This window comes from Capnocytophaga granulosa ATCC 51502 (assembly GCF_000411115.1).
In the GTDB taxonomy this organism is placed as follows: domain Bacteria; phylum Bacteroidota; class Bacteroidia; order Flavobacteriales; family Flavobacteriaceae; genus Capnocytophaga; species Capnocytophaga granulosa.
Map to the genome: position 1 here is coordinate 1 of NZ_KE150253.1, position 18,220 is coordinate 18,220.

An 18,220-nucleotide genomic window follows, 5' to 3' on the forward strand; every position below is an offset into this window, starting at 1 on the left:
GGTAGATGACCACGTTGATAGGTTACAGGTGTAAAGGTGGTAACATCAAAGCCGAGTGATACTAATAACCCGAAGACTTATTGTACGAAATTCTTTTTTCAGTGGTTAGTGATTAGTTGTTAGTAATTAGTCATTAGTCACTAGTAGTTAACCATTAGTTTGGTGTCTTATCCAATGTTGTCAATTAAGTGAAGAGTGAACAGTGAAGAGAGAGAAGTTATTCTCTACACGCTTAAGCTACTTTACTTTAAAATACAAGTGTGTTGAAGAACTATTCACTATTAGTTTTTCACTAATCACTAAAAATTTAAGGTGGTTAAAGCGAAAGGTCTCACCTCTTACCATTCCGAACAGAGAAGTTAAACCTTTTAGCGCAGATGGTACTGCAATTTGTGGGAGAGTATGTCGCCGCCTTCTTTACAAGAACCGAATTATTCGTAAAAGGATAGTTCGGTTTTTTGTCATATCATTAATCATTATTGAAGATGCTATTGTTTCAAGATAACAAATCCTCTTTGTTAGACCTCAGAAAAGTTCCTTTTAAGTTAGAAAAGGAGATACAGCAATTATTTGAAAAGAATTTGTTTCAAATAACAGGATTAGAGTTGGTAAAGTCAGAGTTTTCTATTCAAAATCAGCGTATAGATACACTCGCTTTTGATATAGAAAACGGAGCTTTTGTTATTATAGAATATAAGCGAGGTGATAGAACTCTGTAATGATTTCAAGCAGGCTATTTTAAATCTTTCTCCAGAAATTGTAGTTGTTCCTAAGAAACACTGGATAGGATTTAAAATAGACAAAAGAAATGTTGCAGATATTCAGATTCAGAGTAAGGGATTAAGAATAAGTATCAACATGAAGGAAGGAGAATTAGATGATCCTAAAAAAATGACCGAAAATGTGGCTAATAAGGGGCATTTTGGTAATGGAGATTATCAGATAGTAGTCTCTGATACCAAACACTTGGAATATGTAATGAGTCTTATAAAGCAGGGATTATAATTTGTCATCAAAAAAGGCCAAAGAGAACCTCTCCTTGACCTTTACTAATTATTAATTATTATTGGTTTAATCATTAATCACTTTTCGTTTTTCACTTTTCACTAAATAAGTGATTCCGAATACAGCAAAAGCAGGCAACAGCCATTCTATATGGTATTGAGCTAAAGGAAGGCTCATTTGTATGGATTTGAGAGTTTCGCTGCCTACAAGGTTACCTATAACAAATATCGCTGAAAAAACCGCTGTAAAACTCACGCCTATGATATAAGGAGCTTTTGCCTTTACCCGCTTGCCGAATAAGAGCATAAAGAGCGTCAGGGCTATGGTGATAGGATATACGAAATCAAGGATATAACCCGCATAGTGGATGATCTCATCTACACTTTGGATGGAGAGTACAAAGGATACAATACAGCATGCCCATACACCCCAGCGGTAAGGAATACGTCCGTGACTAAGAGTCTCAAATATCGCCCCCATAGCAGAGACAATAGCCACAGCTGTAGTTAGGCAGGCGAAAGCTACTGCTACCGAAATAATAACCGCTCCATAGCTACCCAAACCATTGTGGGCTATGTGCTTGAGGATATCTATATACTTCACATTCTCTCCTGCAACTACATCGGAAGTAGCCCCTAGATACAGCAGACCTCCATAAATAAATATCAAGCACCCTGCGGCAATGATACCCGAAAGAATGGTAATCTCTCGTTTTTGTCGTTCTGAACTATAACCTTTCTGTATAATAGATGAAATAATCAGCCCTGAGAAAATCACCCCTGAAAGCACGTCCAAAGTAAGGTAACCTGTGGAGAAACCAAAGGTAAAAGCCTCTTTGAACCCTACTCCATTGTCGGTAAGCCCCTTGGGAGCATTCATAGTGCCTTCTACGATGAGGACAATCAGCGAAAGGAATAGTATAGGGGTGAGCCAACGCCCTATGATATCTACCAATTTGGAACGAGATAAGGCCAAAAATAGGGTGATGGCAAAGAAGATTGCTCCAAAGGCGATCTTGCCTATCATAGGAAAGAAAGGCTCTATCGCTACCTCATAAGTGGTGGAGCCTGAGCGAGGTACGCATACAATAGGGCCAAAAACCACGATGGTCAGCACTACCAAACTATTGACAAAAGGCGCAGGAAATCGCTTGCCTAAGTCGCTGAAAGTGGTACCTACGGAGCTGACCATCAGCACCGCTAAGAAAGGGATAAAGATGCCAGAAAGGAAAAAGCCTACAAAGGCCGCGCCACTGGCCGCTCCCATCTTCAGTCCTATATAGGGGGGAATCACTAAGTTACCTGCCCCGAAAAACATTGCAAAAAGAGCGAACCCAGTGGTGGTGAGGGTCAAAAATTTCTTTTTATCCATAAAAATACGTAATACATAAAAACGGCCGTAAAATTACAAAAAAATCATGAATAAATCACGTTTGCTGAAATTTTTTTTGTATATTTGTCGGCATATTATTTTTTCTGTCTATCTTATGAAATATAGCTACTTTTTCCTTTCTCTTATGCTTATAGGGTGTCTTTCTTCCGCGAAGCAGCAAAAGGAGCTTTCCACAGAGAATGTTTCTGATACACTTGTTGTAGTGAAAGACACTGAGAATGTAGACGAACGCCGCCTAAAGGAAGCCATGACAGATGCGCTCCAGAAAATAAGAGATTCTCTTTATGGGAAGGAGGGGGAATATACCTATGATTTTGATACAGCAGAAGAGGGGTACGCTCCTATCGGGGTTACTATTAAGATGGGAAAATATACTGAAGGGGCTTATTATGCGGTTATTCATGCATTTGATCAAGCAGAGGCTTTGATAAACCTGTATGACCTTGATAAAGGTACAGTAAGGGAGAAAGTCTCGGAGACTCTTCCTTTACGGGCCGACCCAAGTGATACTATCTTTGATGCCAATGGAGATAAGGTCAAAGATTTTGTACTGAGATTCTATCCTTCTTCGGGTTGTTGCAGAAGAGATATTTATCACCTCTACCTTTCCCCAGAGAAAAAGGAGGGACAACTTTCCTATATAGAACTGATAAACCCAACCTTTTATCCTAAGGAGCATCTTATTCGTGGGATAGGTTATGGCTGGCCTGGTCATGTGGAGCTGTACAAATATCGTTGGCGTGGAGAGGAGTTGGATACTTTGGAATATATCCTCCCCGATGTAGCCACTAAAGGAAAAACATTTCTAAAGGGTAGGAATCTTTATGGCTTTACCAAGGAAAAAGAAATACGCCTGACTAAGCTCCCCGAAGAGTATCAAACGGTTATAGGATTGGACTATTTTTAGATTATACAGCGGAAGACTTTAATAGTGACTAATGACTAACGACTAATAACTAGTTACTAGTCACTAGTCACTAGTCATTATATATATAGCCCTTAGCTATTGCTTTCTTGATAGTATTGGAGGGGTAGTAAGTAGTAGGCGTATAGCCATTGTCAAGGATTTCATAATTCTTGACAAGGCTATTTTTTATATCAAAAAGGTAGATATAGTATTCGTTAAGGGTAGCCTCTGAATAGCCAACAATAGCAAAGACATCGTTATCCTTCCAAAACACATCATGAGAAACCTCAAGCGAACCTAAAAAGAGGATCATGGTATGGTGACGCAGCCTTCGATCAGTAAGGTTGATGTTCTGGCTGTCGTCCATGTTAAAAGAAAGTTTGCCATCGGAGATCTCACACCCTTTGTACTCATTGACATAGCGCATCTTATCAGGAGAATAGAGGTTACAGAGATCATCACCTACATCATCTGCTGCCTCAAAAGGGTGGTAATAGAGACTCTCCTTATCTTGCCCTGCATTGATAGGAACATGCGCTTCTGTACGAGTAAGTCGTGCCTGACGAAGGTCAAGCTGATAGAAGTCTAACCACTGCTTGATAAAGGGTTGTAAAAGAGCTATATCCTGCTCATCAATTAAGGGTTTCTCATAAAAATCTTGTAAGCACTCTGCCTCTCGCTTCTTCCAAAGTGCCTCCGAGTATTGCTTCCTCCAATACTCACTATCCCCCAACCTACTAAAAAGAGTAGGCTCCTCATTTATGGGTGCCTCTCTTGTAGGCCTACAACTGCTCAAAAGTATAAGCAGTAATAGTATGAAGGACAATAGTTTTTTCATTCTCTACTTTTTACCTTTTAACGGGTTCCCCGTATAGGTCAAAATCGGTAGCTTCTGTAATTAAGATGTCGGCAAAGTCGCCTATTTTTACATAGTGCTTGGCAGCATCTATAAGGACTTCGTTATCCACATCGGGGGAGTCGTACTCGGTACGACCTACAAAGTACTGTCCCTCTTTGCGGTCAATAAGGCAACGGAAAGTCTTGCCTACCTTGGCTTGGTTGAGTTCCCAAGAGATTTGGGATTGTATCTCCATAATCTCGGAGGCACGGCGTTGCTTTTCTTCTTCAGGGATATTGTCTTCCAGCTCATAGGCAGCCGTATTCTCTTCATGGCTATAAGTAAAACAGCCCAAACGCTCAAAACGCATCTGGCGAACAAACTCCTTAAGCAGTTCAAAATCTTCTTCTGTCTCGTTTGGATAGCCTACAATTAGCGTGGTACGAATGGCTATTTCAGGCATAGCTTCGCGGAAGTCCTTGAGCAGCTGGGTAGTTTTGGCTTGGGTGGTGCCGCGCTTCATACTCTTGAGGATAGGGTCGGCAATGTGCTGGAGTGGAATATCTAAGTATTTGCATATCTTAGGCTCCTCTTTCATCACAGTAAGCACGTCCTTAGGGAAACCAGTGGGGAAAGCATAGTGAATACGAATCCACTCTATCCCCTCTACCTTGACCAAGGCGCGGAGTAGGTCGGCCAATTTGCGTTCGCCATATAGGTCTAAACCATAGTAAGTGACGTCCTGTGCGATAAGAATCAACTCTTTAACCCCTTTTTTGGCCAGTTTTTCAGCCTCTACGACCAAATTCTCTATAGAGGTACTCTTGTGGCTGCCGCGCATCAGGGGAATGGCACAGAAGCTACAAGGGCGATCGCAACCCTCGGATACCTTTAGGTAGGCGTAATTCTTAGGGGTAGTCGTTAGGCGTTCGCCTATGAGCTCGTGCTTGTAGTCGGCACCCAATACCTTGAGCAGGGCAGGGAGTTCTGTGGTACCAAAATACTGATCCACATCGGGTATTTCTTTCTGTAAATCAGGTTTGTAACGCTCTGAGAGACAGCCCATAACAAAAACCTTATCCACAAGGCCTTCCTCTTTCTTTTGGATATATTCCAGAATGGTGTTGATACTTTCTTCTTTGGCATTATTGATAAAGCCGCAGGTGTTGATTACCACGATGTTTCCTTTGTCTTCATGTACTACCTCCTTGCCACTGGCCTTGAGTTGTCCCATAAGTACCTCACTATCATATACATTCTTAGAGCACCCTAAGGTAACGACATTGATTTTATTTTGTTTGATGGATTTTGTCCGCATGATGTTGTTGCTTGTTTGAGGGTGCAAAATTACATCTTTTAAAAGAATAAAAGAAATATTTTGTTTGTCAGAGAAAAAATTCCTACTTTTGCCTGATTATACATAAAAAAGAAATATTATGAAAGTAGCCGTAGTAGGCGCTACCGGACTGGTAGGCAATGTGATGCTGGAAGTCTTGGCCGAGCGCAATTTTCCAGTAACAGAACTCATTCCTGTAGCCTCCGAGAAATCGGTAGGAAAAACTATTACCTTCAAGGGGAAGGAATATAAAGTAGTGGGTATGACCCAAGCCATCTCCCTCAAGCCCGATGTGGCTTTGTTTTCCGCAGGGGGCGATACCTCCAAGGAATGGGCACCCAAGTTTGCCCAAGTGGGTACTGTAGTGGTGGATAACTCCTCCGCTTGGCGTATGGATCCGACTAAGAAGCTTGTGATCCCTGAAATCAATGCCGATGTGCTTACCGCAGAGGATAAGATTATTGCCAATCCGAACTGCTCTACGATCCAGATGCTCGTGGCTTTGGCGCCTTTGCGCAAATTTGGTATCAAGCGTATTGTGGTCTCTACCTATCAGTCTATCACAGGAACAGGGGTGAAAGCCGTAAAGCAGTTGGAAAACGAATACCAAGGCATAGAAGGGCCTATGGCGTACCACTATCCAATCCATAAAAATGCCATTCCTCACTGCGATGTGTTTGAGGAAAATGGCTATACCAAGGAGGAAATGAAATTGGTTAGAGAAACTAAAAAAATCTTCGCCGATGACTCCATACAAGTTACCGCTACCGCAGTACGTATTCCTGTAGTGGGGGGGCATAGTGAGTCAGTCAATGTGGAGTTTGAGCAAGAGTACGATTTGGCTGAGGTGCGCAAGCTCTTGGCACATGCCCCAGGGGTAGTCTTGCAAGACAATACCGATACCAATACCTACCCTATGCCCATCTATGTACATGGCAAGGACGAGGTGTTTGTAGGTCGTGTACGTCGCGATGAGTCTCAGCCTAAGACCCTCAACCTATGGGTGGTAGCAGATAACCTCCGTAAAGGGGCTGCCACTAACACCATCCAGATTGCTGAAGCGCTTATCAAAAAGGGAATCCTTAAATAGTGACAAACGACCAATGACTAATAACAAACAACGTAAGGGCGAATGTCAATTCGCCCTTACTCTCCTTTTATTCTTCTCTCTTCTCTGTATCAATACCATAACCGCACAGGAGGCCGTGGTGGGTACTTTGTCTGATACCATCCCTGTAGACGAAAATTGGATACCTAAAGAAATCGATGGGGCTCATTATCAGATAGAACCAGATCTCTATTTTACCTATCAAAAACCAAAGCTTTGGGATTTGGTTAATAAGGCGCCCCGCAATGCCCTTAATACCCTCAAGGATTTTGTGGCTAAGCCTTATTATCCGTATGGGCTTTCGGCATTGGGAGCTACTGCTGCTCTTATTCCTGCCGACCCTTGGCTGATACGAGAGAGCCGTAGTTTTGGTGAAAGCATGGGACTAAATGAGGCGCATACTTATAAGAAATTGGGTTTCCTCAAGATCGTCCCAGCCGATGTCAATTCGGCCTTGTATTTCATAGGTAATGGTACTACCTTTATCATTATCAGTGGGGGATTGGCTACCTATGGACTGATTACCGATGATTATAGGGCTAAGAGTACCGCAATGCAACTCATTGAGAGTATACTCGTTACGGGCGTATTTGTACAACCTATCAAGCGGCTCACAGGCAGGGAAAGTCCATTTATTACTGAAAGAGAAGGAAATTGGCATAGTTCTTGGAGGTTTGCTCCCAGCATAGCGGAGTACCAGCGCAACACCTCCCGCTACGATGCTATGCCTTCGGGACACCTGACCACAGCCATGGCAGCTGTTACCGTATTGGCAGAGAACTATAAGGACTACAAGTGGATCAAGCCTGTAAGCTATACCGCTTTGGCGCTCATGTCCTTTGAGATGATGCAGAGCAAAGTACATTGGGCTTCGGACTATCCTGTGGCACTCTTTATGGGGTATCTCATTGGGAAGAATATTGCCAAATCACGTATTGAAACCTCCGATTATCGGTTCAAAACTGCTCAGAAATATCAGTGGAACCTCTCCAGCTCTACTGCTTGGGATGGCACCCCTCTATATGGGGTAGTGCTAAGTTTTTAGTCTTGTTGTAGGGACGAAAGGCATAAATATGGCAAACTTAGACCAATGTCCTGCTACAGGAACTGTCATCGCTATTGCTTTTCCTCACTGGAGAAAAGCCACAGGTTCTCCTGTACGTGCAGTAGCCGTATTTTAGTGATGAGTGGTTAGAAGCTAACAACTAACCACTGATTTTTGTTGAAAAGTTAATTTTTTTAAATAAATAGAAAATCGTATCTTTGCGCCCGAAATAAACAATTATAGATATAAATTATAAAACAATGAGAAAGTATTTGTCTACGCTATTGGTAGCGAGTGTGTTAATTGCTAGCTGTAGTAAGGAAGCGGAGGTAATTCGCGAGAAGATTGTCTCTCAAAGTCGCCCTATACTCTCAGGGCAAGGCCAGCCAGACAATGGCAAGGGAGAGGACGGAGATTATTATTTAGATTTAACAAATGCCAAACTCTATGGTCCTAAAACTCAAGGAGCATGGGGCGAACCCTCTCTTGACCTCAAAGGGTTGCCTGGTAAAGATGGTAAGGATGGTAAGGACGGTACCAATGGTACTAATGGAGCTACACCACGCATTGGGGACAATGGCAACTGGTGGGTAGGTAATACCGACTTAGGTGTAAAAGCACAAGGTGCCCCAGGGCAGAAAGGTCAAGATGGCCAACCTGGTCGCGATGGTCAAAATGGAGCTACTCCACGTATAGGAGAGAATGGTAATTGGTGGGTAGGTAATACTGACTTAGGTGTAAAAGCACAAGGTGCCCCAGGGCAGAAAGGTCAAGATGGACAACCTGGGCGCGATGGTCAAAATGGAGCTACGCCACGCATTGGAGACAATGGCAACTGGTGGGTAGGCAATACTGACTTAGGTGTAAAAGCACAAGGTGCTCAAGGACAAAAAGGTCAAGATGGCCAACCTGGGCGTGATGGTCAGAATGGAACCACTCCACGCATTGGTGACAATGGTAATTGGTGGATAGGAAATGAAGATACTGGTAAGCCTGCTCGTGGTACTCAAGGGCAAAAAGGTCAAGATGGACGAGATGGGCAAAATGGACGTGATGGAGCTATACCACGTATTGGAGACAACGGTAACTGGTGGGTAGGTGACCGAGATACAGGTAAGCCTGCTCGTGGAGAGCAAGGGAGAAAGAGGTATTCCAGGAGCGAATGGGCGCGATGGCAATAATGGTTTTACTCCCTATATAGGACCTAATGGCAACTGGTGGGTAGATGACCGTGATACAGGGAAGCCTGCACGGGGTGAAAAAGGTGATCCAGGACGTAATGGTGAAAATGGTCAAAATGGTGCTGATGGTTCCAAGATATTAGCTGAAAATCGTGCTCCCCAAGCCTCTGATGGTGTAGTAGGAGATTATTTTATAGATAAGGATGCCAAGATATTCTATGGACCTAAAACAGCTTCAGGATGGCCTACTACAGGGATTTCCTTGACAGGAGCTCCTAGAGCTACTGTAGATTATGAACTTAGCGAAGATGGGAAAATCTTAGTAAAATGGCTTAATAAGAAAACTCGCTATATAGACATGAATGCAGATCCTAAACTTAGCGAAGTAGAAAAAATAGCAAATAATGCTTTTGATGATAGAGAAGCTGATTATGATCTTTCTACTATTATTGTTGGGGATAAGGTAACTGAATTAGGGATTTTTACTTTCTCTAAGTGTACTAGACTAAGGAGAATAGAACTTCCCGACGGGCTTATTACGATTGGGAAAGGAGCTTTCGATGCTTGTTCTAACTTGCAATATATAAATATTCCAGAGACAGTAACTAATTTGGGAGAACAGGCCTTTACGAATTGTACCAAACTTAAAACAATTACTATTCCAAAAGGAATCAGTAGTTTTGGAAAGCGTACTTTCTTAGGCTGTACTGCTTTACGAACTCTTACCTTAGAAAATCCTGTAGGTTTTGAGATTAATAAGGCAGGAATGCAAGCTGCTTTCCAAGGTGTTACTCTTAATGTTATTTATGTGCCTTATGGCTCTGCCGATAGTTATAAGAGCAAAAATAAGAGTTCTTATAGTAATTATGAGAGTATCATAAAGTCTATTGTTATTCAATAGTACATTGTTGATATTGTATATGTCGAGAGAGGCTGCCCCACGGGCAGCCTCTCTCTTTGTGTAACATGATAAAAAAAACAAATTATTCTTGCATTCCTGCTTGGATAGCAGTGATAAGTACTGTATTGTAAATATCCGCTACGGTAGCCCCACGGCTAAGGTCATTCACTGGCTTACGCAAGCCTTGTAGCATAGGGCCTATAGCGATAGAGTGTGTTTCTCTCTGTACGGCCTTATAAGTGATGTTTCCTGCATTGAGGTCAGGGAAGATAAGTACAGTAGCTTGGCCAGCAACAGGAGAATCTGGCATCTTTTGTTTGGCAACGGTAGCATCTACCGCTGCATCGTATTGGATAGGGCCTTCTACGAGTAGGTCTGGGCGTTGTGCCTTTACCAGCTCAGTGGCTTCGCGTACTTTGTCTACGTCCTCTCCACTTCCAGAAGTACCAGAAGAGTAGGAGAGAAGAGCTACTTTAGGCTCTATACCGAAAGCCTTGGCGGACTCGGCAGAGGTGATCGCGATTTCAGCCAATTGCTCAGCGGTAGGCTTAGGTACTACTGCACAGTCACCATATACCAATACACGATCAGGCAAGATCATAAAGAAGACAGAAGAAACAGTCTTTACCCCTTTCTTAGTTTTGACAAACTGTAAAGAAGGGCGAATGGTGTGGGCAGTAGAGTTTACCGCACCTGAAACCATTCCGTCGGCATCACCCATGAATACCATCATGGTACCGAAGTAAGAGACATCCAGCATAAGCTCTTGCGCTTGCTGCTCAGTCATGCCTTTTTCCTTGCGAATTTCGTAGAGTTTCTTCCAATAAGCCTCATAGTTAGGACTTTTCTTAGGAGAGATAATTTGGATACGTTCAGGAGTCCAATTAAGGCCTAATTCGTCTACGCGGGCAAGCACTTGGTTTTGTTCTCCAAGAATGGTAAGGTAAGCCAATCCGTCTTCGGCGAGTTTTGCCGCTGCTGAAAGGATACGCTTGTCTTCACCTTCGGGAAGTACGATGCGTTTTTGTAGTTTTTTAGCCGTTTCTACCATGTAATTTTGAAACTTCTTAGAAGTATCGGAACTTACAGATGTGCTCATGATTATAGTGTTTTTTTAAATGAATTTCCAAACCACAAAGATACGACTTTTTCAAAGAAAAGTAAAGAAGTTTTTTTAGTTTTTAGTTTTGAATTTTTAGTTTTGAGTTTCACATTAATCACCAATCACTAGTCGTTAGTCACTAGTCGTTAGTCATTAATCACTAATCGTTAGTCACTAAAAAAGCTGCCTTTTGGGCAGCTTTTTATCTATGGAATTGAAAATTTTATTTATATTATCCTCTGGAAGTTTTACCTTTCTTAGATTTACTACCTACACGGCTCATAGCACAGCGGAATCCGATGTAGTCAGTAGCGCTATACTGAGGGAGGAAGCGACGTTGTGCTGGGTCTATATAGTAAGCACGGTCTTTCCAAGAACCTCCTTTGAACACGCGAGATTCGTCATCCACAAGGGTAGTACGATCATTAGAGCGGTCATATACTTTTACGATACCTCCTTGTCCATCAGGAATAACCTTTTGGTTAGGTGAGTTATACATAGTACGAGATACGTTGGCTCTTTGGCTAGCATTGAGTGAATCAAAACTTACCTCAGTTCTCTCACGAGTAAGTTTCGCATACTCCTTGCTTGATACGCGGTCTCCATCACGGAAGTTACGGTTATCAGCGGTGTTAAAGTTATAACGGAGATAGGTTTCGTTCTCGTCTACGGCTACCTTGGCCAATTGTCCAGGAAGGTTTTTAGCGTAGATACGTCCGTTGCTAAGGGTATCGTAAGTGATGGTTTGTGCATCAATTACAACAAACTTACCATCTTCGCCGATTTTGTTCTTTGTATACACGTTACCACGGAAGTAGTTGAAGTCACTAAGTTCGTCATCTACACGAGGGCGATATATATCGGCTACCCATTCGGCTACATTACCAGCCATATCATACAAGCCAAAGTCATTAGGTTCAAATGTTTTTACAGCAGAGGTGATATCACCGCTATCTTCGCTCCATCCAGCAAGTCCGCCGTAGTCCCCTTGGCCTTGCTTGAAGTTAGCCATTTGGTTACCCATTACAGAACGACGTCCGTTACGAGTATAGCGACCAGCCCAAGGATATTTCTTACGTCCACGGATACTGTTGTATTCACGGATACCATTAAGCGATTTGGCTGCGTATTCCCATTCGGCTTCGGTAGGGAGACGATATTCAGGAAGGAGAATACCTTCGGTCTGTTTTGCATAGGTTGTATTGCCGTCCTTGTTGGTAGCTTTTTTACCAGCGAACTCAGTTACCTTTCTACCATAAGAGTTTTCAGGAGTATTTAAGTAAGTATCAGTACTAAAAGTACTTTCAGCATCTACTTGGTAGCGAGAACCTTTTTGGATATATCCGTCTTGTTCGAGGATTGCCTCATTCACACGGTTGGTACGCCAAGAGCTGAATTGCACAGCCTGTACCCAGCTTACACCCACTACAGGGTAGTTAGCAAAGGCAGGGTGACGCAAGTAGTCGGTAACCATGGTTTCGTTGGCACTCAAAGGGCTTCTCCATACAAGGGTATCAGGCAGTGCACCTAAGTAGATATTCTTATAGTGTCCGTCCTTATCCTCAGGCGGGAATACTTGTTTAAGCCAGTCAAGGTACTCCATGTACATCTTGTTAGTAACCTCTGTCTCATCCATATAGAAGGATTGTACGTGCTGTTGGCTAGGAGTGTTATTCCAGTCATGCATCACGTCGTCCTGTACTTTACCCATAGTAAAGGTACCCCCTTCTATGAATACCAATCCAGGTCCAGTTACTTGCTCTTTGAAATTTGTGTTGTATTGAAAGCCACCTTCTTTAGCATTGATTTTCCAACCTGTAGCACTAGAAGTGTTTTTGTCACCACCATTTTTACTGCCACAGCTCACAAGGAACGTTGCCGCTAAAAGAGAGGCTAACATAGGTCTTTTTAAACTTTGCATGTCCATTTCTAAATAAAATTTTCTAATTGTTCAATTTTGGCGCAAGTTACTACTTTTTTTTGAGACAAAAAGCATTTTTTTATTTTTTTTCATTTGTTGATAACTTCTTTTTTAACGCACTTTTCCCTTTAAATACAAGGGGTTGCGCTATCAACAGGGGGTGATTATGTGAAATTTCACCAATAGCATTAACTGTATTTAACACTTGAAAACTGCATACTAATGCAACAATCAGTCATTAATCACTAGTCGTTAGTCACTAGTCATTAGTCACTAGTCATTGACTTTGGGCGGATACTGTTTAAGGATCTCGCTGACAAACTTGTCTATTTGTTCGTCTTTGTTGGCGCGTTCGGAGAGGATACCTGCGCCTTTGCCTTGCCAGACAAGGTCTTTTTGTTTGCCGTCAATAATATCTATAAAGAGGATACCTTCGGTAGCGGTAGGTGCCACCTGTACGGTACTACCCCACACAGGCCCCCAGCCCCAGCCAATGCCTACACTTTGGTAGATATCTTGGCGTTCGCGCTCGCGGGTGAAGAAGTTGATGAAAATATCAGGCGTTTCCGATAAGGTATAGCCCTTTTCAGTCATTTGTTTCTCGATACTTCTCAAGATACGTTTTTTGTCCAAATCAGAAATTTCTGCCTTGTCAATGCCTTCTTTTAAGAAAGCAAAGGTCTTGTATTGGGCAAAGGGTGCTTTGCTGTCAAAGTCTGAGCTTACCTGTATGCTGGCACAAGAGGTCAGCAATAGCCCTAATAGAGCGAAAGTGAAGAAAGATTTCATTTGTATAAAATTTGATTTGAAATATGACAGCAAAAAATATACCAAAAATAATGACAAGTGACAAGTGACTAATGACCAATCCTATTATGGTATTTGTCATTAGTCACTCGTCATTAGTCACTCGTCATTATTATTTGATTTTATTGGCATATTTGTCATAGTAGAACACAGGAAGGGTTTTTCCATTGTGTTTGAGTTCTTTCAATTCTTTGACAAATTCGTCTGCTTTTCCGACGATGATAAAGCGCAAGTTGTTGTATTTGATATACTTGTTAGCTGCACGCTTTACATCGGCAACGGTTACGGCTTCTATATTCTTGATGTAGTTACTATAAAAGTCAGCAGGGAGGTTTTGAATCTCACGAGTTACCGCAAGGTTGGCTATGGTAGAAGGATATTGGGTGGACATCACAAAGCTACCGATAAGCTGTCCTTTTACCTCTTTGAGTTTTTGCTCGCTTACATTCTCTGTTTGGATACGCTTGATTTCCTTGAGGATTTCCACTACGGACTTAGCGGCTACTTCGTTACGTACCCTGACTGATACGAAGAAGTTGGCCAAGGTAAAGCGGTTAGTACCCATGTAAGAGCGTGCTCCGTAGGTATAGCCATGCTGTTCACGTAGGTTGATATTGATATAACTACCATAGTCCCCGCCGAGGATTTGGTTGAGTACTCTCACGGCGAAATAGTCCTTGTCGCTCATCTTAAGTGGATAGAGGTTGAAGGCACTGATTTCGGTTTGTACAGCAGTAGGCACATCCACTAGGTTCACTTGGGTGTATTGTACATCACGAGGGGTAGGGATGCTTAGCTGTAATGGAGTAGCAGGAAGCCAGTCATGGAAGTCTTTCATAACCAATTTTTCTACTTCCTCAGTATTTACATCTCCTACCACTACCATATAGGCGCTAGAGGGAGAGAAATAAGTCTTATAGAAGTTGGTAATATCATCAAGAGTGATCTTCTTAAGAGATTCTTCGGTATAGAAACTTCCATAAGGGTGGTTTTTACCATAGGTAAGAGCGCTGTTAAGGCGATAGATGATGCTCTGAGCGCTGTTTTCATCGGCTTTAAGAGAAGCGATAGCTTTGTCGCGAGCCTTGTCCAATTCCTCTTGAGTGAAGTTGGGGTGTAAAGCCGCATCAGCGAAAAGCTCTAATACGCGGGGGAAATAGCGGGTAAGTGAGTAGGTAGAACCTCCATCTACAGTGATATATACAGTAGCTCCTAAGCGATCGACTTCTTCTACGAAAGCTTCTTTGGAAATGGTCTTAGAACCTCCTCCCATAAGCTCGGAGGTAAGGTAATACATCCCTGGTTTCTGAGTCTCATCGATAGGTGGACGGTCAAGGGTAAGGCTTACGGAGACTTGGGGGAGCTTATGGTCTTCCACTACCATGAGGGTAAGGCCATTAGGGAGCTTCTTTATATAAGGATCACCCAAGGTAAACGAAGGCAATTGAGTGGGTTCAGGCATCTTGTCGCGGTCAATCTGTGCTGACAAGAAAAGAGGGGCAAGCAAGGCAATGCTAGAGAGAAATATTTTTTTCATGGAAGTGTTTTTTTAGTTGGACTTTTTTTCAGGGAGATAATCGATCTCCAAACGTTGGTTTGCATTGAGGTACTTTTTGGCCACACGACGAATGTCTTCGCGGGTTACCTTGCGGTAAAGATCCAATTCCTTATTGATAAGGTTGGTGTCCTTGAAGAAGGTGTAATCCATCGCAAGGGAGTAAGCGATACCTTGTACATTGGAGTTGGTAGCTACATAAGTAGTCTCGAAGAGGTTGAGGAGCTTTTCGTATTCCTTTTCAGAGATAAGCTCATTCTGTAAGCGTGTGATTTCCTCGTCCATATCCTTGGTAAGTTGTTCCAAAGGAGCATCTTGTGCTACGGCAGCAATCATAAGAATACCTGTATCTTCGTAGTTACAAGTGTAGGAGATGAATTGGAGCACCTCTTTTTTCTCTTCAACCATTTTCTTGTAGAGGCGAGAGCTTTCTCCGTTGGCTAAGATTGCCTGAATGAAGTCCATAACACGGGCATCTTGCTCGGTCATTTTAGGCGTACGCCAAGCCAACACTTTGGCAGGAGCGGTGATATTGGCATCATAATCGGTTACCTTTTTGGTTTGGGTGATAGGAGCATCCATAGTGTAGTTGCGTACAGGCTTGGCTACATGGTTTTGGATAGGGCCGAAGTAAGTTTCTATCCAGCTTTTTGCCTGATCTTTTTGGAAGTCTCCAGCCACTACTAGTACGGCGTTGTTAGGGTTGTAATAGCGCTGATTGTAGTGGATAAAGTCTTCGAGCTTGGCTGAGTTCAAGTCCTCCATACTTCCTATGGTAGGGTGCTTGTAGGGGTGCTTGTCGAAGAGGTGATTTTGCACCACAGGCATGTAGATGATTTTTCCGTAAGGCACATTGTCAGTACCTTCGCGTTTTTCTTCTTTGACAACCTCTTTCTGGGTGTCTACCCCGATTTGGTTAATTACAGGGTGTAGCATACGTTCGGCTTCCATCCAGAGGGCAAGTTGTAGGCTATTGGAGGGGAGGGTCTCGTAGTAGTAGGTTTTATCTACATCGGTAAAGGCGTTGTTGTCGCCTCCATGGGAAGAAACAATGTCAAACCAGCGACTTCTAGGGATGTTCTTAGTTCCCTCAAAAAGCAAGTGCTCGAAGAAGTGGGCGAAGCCTGATTTGCCAGGGAGGTCATCTTTGGCCCCTACGTGGTACATAACAGTGGTAGTAACCACAGGAGCCGAGTTGTCCTGATGTAAGATTACGTGAAGCCCATTGGGCAAGTCGTATTCTTCAAATTTGATTTTTTGCGCCATAGCTACAGTGGAGGACAATAACAAGGCACCGAAAGTAAAAAAATATTTTTTCATAAATGAAAATGATAAAAAAGTAACGCAAAGATAGGTTTTTTTTCTCAAAAAAGGAAATATTTTCGTAGGAATTTTTCCTATAAGAGTGTAAAAAACATATAATATTAGGTATACATAGGAGCATAAAAAAAGGCTACCCTTTTTGGGGTAACCTTTTTTGTAGAGAAGTGTCAAACTATTTTTTTATTAGGTTGATTTCTACACGACGGTTAAGCTCTCTACCTTTCCTAGTCTTATTAGAAGCGATAGGATTTTCAGGGCCATAACCTTTTGATTCGAGACGGCTTTGATCGATACCACCTTGGATGAGGTATATTTTTACTGCGTCAGCTCTGTTTTGAGAAAGTGTAATGTTCTTAGCTTTATTACCTGTGCTATCGGTGTATCCTTCGATACGGAAACGGCTGTTAGGATATTTCTTAAGAACGTTGATGATTTGGTTCAATACTTCAGCAGATTGGAACTTAATAGTAGCTTTACCAGTGTCAAACAAGATAGTTTTAGCATATTGGTTCAAGCGTTTTTGGTCATCATCGTTAGGTTCTGGACAACCATTGTTGCTTGCAGGACCAGCTTCGTTAGGACATAGGTCATCTTTGTCAAGTACACCGTCGCCATCGGTATCAGGCCAAGGACATCCAGCGTTTTCAGCAGGACCAGCTACATCTGGACATTTGTCATCTTTATCAGGAACGCCATCACCATCAGTATCAGGACATCCGTTGAATTCTTTAAGACCAGCTACTTCAGGACAAGCATCGTCTTTGTCAGCAATACCGTCGCCGTCAGTATCAGGACATCCGTTGAATTCTTTAAGACCAGCTACATCTGGACAATCATCATCTTTATCAGGAATACCGTCACCATCAGTATCAGGACATCCGTTGAATTCTTTAGGACCAGCTACATCTGGACAAGCATCGTCTTTGTCAGGAATACCATCTTTGTCAGTATCTTTAGCACCAAATTTGATTACGATACCAGCAGAGTGTTGGAAATAGTCGGTACCATCTTTTTGGAAACCGTGGTTGTAACCAGTTTGTACATTAAGACCTAGGTGATCTGTGAACCAGAAGTTGATACCACCACCAGCAAGAAGTTTTACAGCACCATCTTTTTCAGAGTATTCACTCTTGTAAGAAGTGTAACCTCCACCAAGTTTAAGGTATGGGTCGAACCATCCTGATTCAGTGGTAAACAATCTTCTAAGCGCATACTTAGCTTGTAGGTTTGCATTCCAGAAAGATTCATCTTGGCTTACACCATTAAAACCTTTTTTGATTTTGTTCAAGGAACCGTCCACTTCAGCAGAGAAGCCAGCACCGATGTAGCGAGCTACAGAAAGTTTAGTAATGGCAGGAAGCACATTCAAGTCGCTTGGTCCCCCCCAGTCTTTGAGAAAATTACCAAAGTCATGAGGGGTGCGGATATCAACAGTGTTTACGCCAAACCCTATTGACCACTTGTTGTTTTCATCTTGCGCTTGCACGGAACTTACAGTAGCTATCAATGCTAAGGACGCTAATGAAATTTTAATTCTTTTCATACGTTTGAAATTTAATTTATATTTATAATCTTTGAAAATTCGCAGCTAAAGTACAATTTCTTTTGATATTGAGCAAATAAATTTTTTAAACCACCTGTAATTTAACAAGCAATAAGGTGTTATTATATATTTTTAACCTTTTAAGCATTGCGTTTATTAGGTAGAGATGGTTTTGTATTGGCTGTTTTCCTATTAAGAATCGTAATTCTTCTCTTTTGGAGAAAAGTACTAAATGAAGTGCAAAGATAGGAATTTA

At 42.3% G+C, this 18,220-nt stretch carries 13 protein-coding genes, 1 rRNA gene and 2 pseudogenes; 7 read left to right on the forward strand and 9 right to left on the reverse strand.

Annotated elements, in window-relative coordinates:
• The first annotated feature begins 308 nt into the window (after positions 1-308).
• Positions 309-417, forward strand: a 5S ribosomal RNA gene (gene rrf, locus HMPREF9331_RS04955).
• Positions 418-485: 68 nt separating this feature from the next.
• Positions 486-1,005: pseudogene (locus tag HMPREF9331_RS12750) on the forward strand (DUF5655 domain-containing protein).
• 66 nt (positions 1,006-1,071) lie between these two features.
• On the opposite strand, the gene brnQ reads toward HMPREF9331_RS12750, so the two are convergent.
• Positions 1,072-2,376 (reverse strand): branched-chain amino acid transport system II carrier protein, encoded by a 1,305-nt coding sequence (gene brnQ, locus HMPREF9331_RS04965; protein WP_016419930.1) that lies wholly within the window; start codon positions 2,374-2,376, stop codon positions 1,072-1,074.
• Positions 2,377-2,491: 115 nt separating this feature from the next.
• On the opposite strand from brnQ, the gene HMPREF9331_RS04970 reads away from it, so the two are divergent.
• Entirely contained in the window at positions 2,492-3,304 is an 813-nt protein-coding gene (locus tag HMPREF9331_RS04970) for a hypothetical protein (RefSeq protein WP_234945864.1), read from the forward strand.
• 70 nt (positions 3,305-3,374) lie between these two features.
• On the opposite strand, the gene HMPREF9331_RS04975 is transcribed toward HMPREF9331_RS04970, so the two are convergent.
• Together HMPREF9331_RS04975 and rimO are read right to left on the reverse strand one after the other, a co-directional pair.
• Positions 3,375-4,142 (reverse strand): hypothetical protein, encoded by a 768-nt coding sequence (locus tag HMPREF9331_RS04975; RefSeq protein ID WP_016419932.1) that lies wholly within the window; start codon positions 4,140-4,142, stop codon positions 3,375-3,377.
• A gap of 10 nt (positions 4,143-4,152) precedes the next feature.
• Complete coding sequence (gene rimO, locus HMPREF9331_RS04980; RefSeq protein WP_040357104.1) at positions 4,153-5,460, reverse strand: 30S ribosomal protein S12 methylthiotransferase RimO; 1,308 nt, start codon at positions 5,458-5,460, stop codon at positions 4,153-4,155.
• A gap of 118 nt (positions 5,461-5,578) precedes the next feature.
• Here rimO and HMPREF9331_RS04985 point away from each other — a divergent pair, with 118 nt between their 5' ends.
• The 4 genes from HMPREF9331_RS04985 (at position 5,579) to HMPREF9331_RS12755 (ending at position 9,713) form a co-directional block, all read left to right on the forward strand.
• Complete coding sequence (locus HMPREF9331_RS04985; protein ID WP_016419934.1) at positions 5,579-6,568, forward strand: aspartate-semialdehyde dehydrogenase; 990 nt, start codon at positions 5,579-5,581, stop codon at positions 6,566-6,568.
• A 13-nt stretch (positions 6,569-6,581) separates the two neighbouring features.
• Complete coding sequence (locus HMPREF9331_RS04990; protein ID WP_016419935.1) at positions 6,582-7,631, forward strand: phosphatase PAP2 family protein; 1,050 nt, start codon at positions 6,582-6,584, stop codon at positions 7,629-7,631.
• Positions 7,632-7,891: 260 nt separating this feature from the next.
• Positions 7,892-8,812, forward strand: a complete 921-nt coding sequence (locus HMPREF9331_RS13300) for a collagen-like domain-containing protein (protein WP_016419936.1) — start codon at positions 7,892-7,894, stop codon at positions 8,810-8,812.
• Positions 8,730-9,713, forward strand: coding sequence for a collagen-like protein (locus tag HMPREF9331_RS12755; protein WP_169450066.1), 984 nt, complete (start codon positions 8,730-8,732; stop codon positions 9,711-9,713). Before HMPREF9331_RS13300 ends, HMPREF9331_RS12755 begins: the two co-directional genes overlap by 83 nt.
• A gap of 82 nt (positions 9,714-9,795) precedes the next feature.
• Here HMPREF9331_RS12755 and pta read toward each other — a convergent pair.
• From pta to HMPREF9331_RS05025, 6 genes and pseudogenes are all read right to left on the reverse strand, one after another.
• A pseudogene (gene pta / locus HMPREF9331_RS05000) lies at positions 9,796-10,788 on the reverse strand (phosphate acetyltransferase); the annotation flags it as partial.
• 259 nt (positions 10,789-11,047) lie between these two features.
• Positions 11,048-12,742, reverse strand: coding sequence for a gliding motility lipoprotein GldJ (gene gldJ, locus HMPREF9331_RS05005; protein WP_452094354.1), 1,695 nt, complete (start codon positions 12,740-12,742; stop codon positions 11,048-11,050).
• A gap of 267 nt (positions 12,743-13,009) precedes the next feature.
• The gene (locus tag HMPREF9331_RS05010; protein ID WP_009642614.1) at positions 13,010-13,525 is read right to left on the reverse strand and encodes a DUF4136 domain-containing protein; all 516 of its coding nucleotides are present in this window, start codon (positions 13,523-13,525) and stop codon (positions 13,010-13,012) included.
• A 130-nt stretch (positions 13,526-13,655) separates the two neighbouring features.
• A complete protein-coding gene (locus HMPREF9331_RS05015; RefSeq protein WP_016419940.1) occupies positions 13,656-15,080 on the reverse strand; it encodes a M16 family metallopeptidase in 1,425 nt (474 codons plus the stop codon).
• 12 nt (positions 15,081-15,092) lie between these two features.
• Positions 15,093-16,418, reverse strand: coding sequence for a M16 family metallopeptidase (locus HMPREF9331_RS05020; RefSeq protein ID WP_016419941.1), 1,326 nt, complete (start codon positions 16,416-16,418; stop codon positions 15,093-15,095).
• 175 nt (positions 16,419-16,593) lie between these two features.
• Positions 16,594-17,964 carry an OmpA family protein gene (locus tag HMPREF9331_RS05025; protein WP_016419942.1) on the reverse strand — a complete coding sequence of 457 codons (1,371 nt, stop codon included), beginning with the start codon at positions 17,962-17,964 and terminating at the stop codon, positions 16,594-16,596.
• Positions 17,965-18,220: the final 256 nt, after the last annotated feature.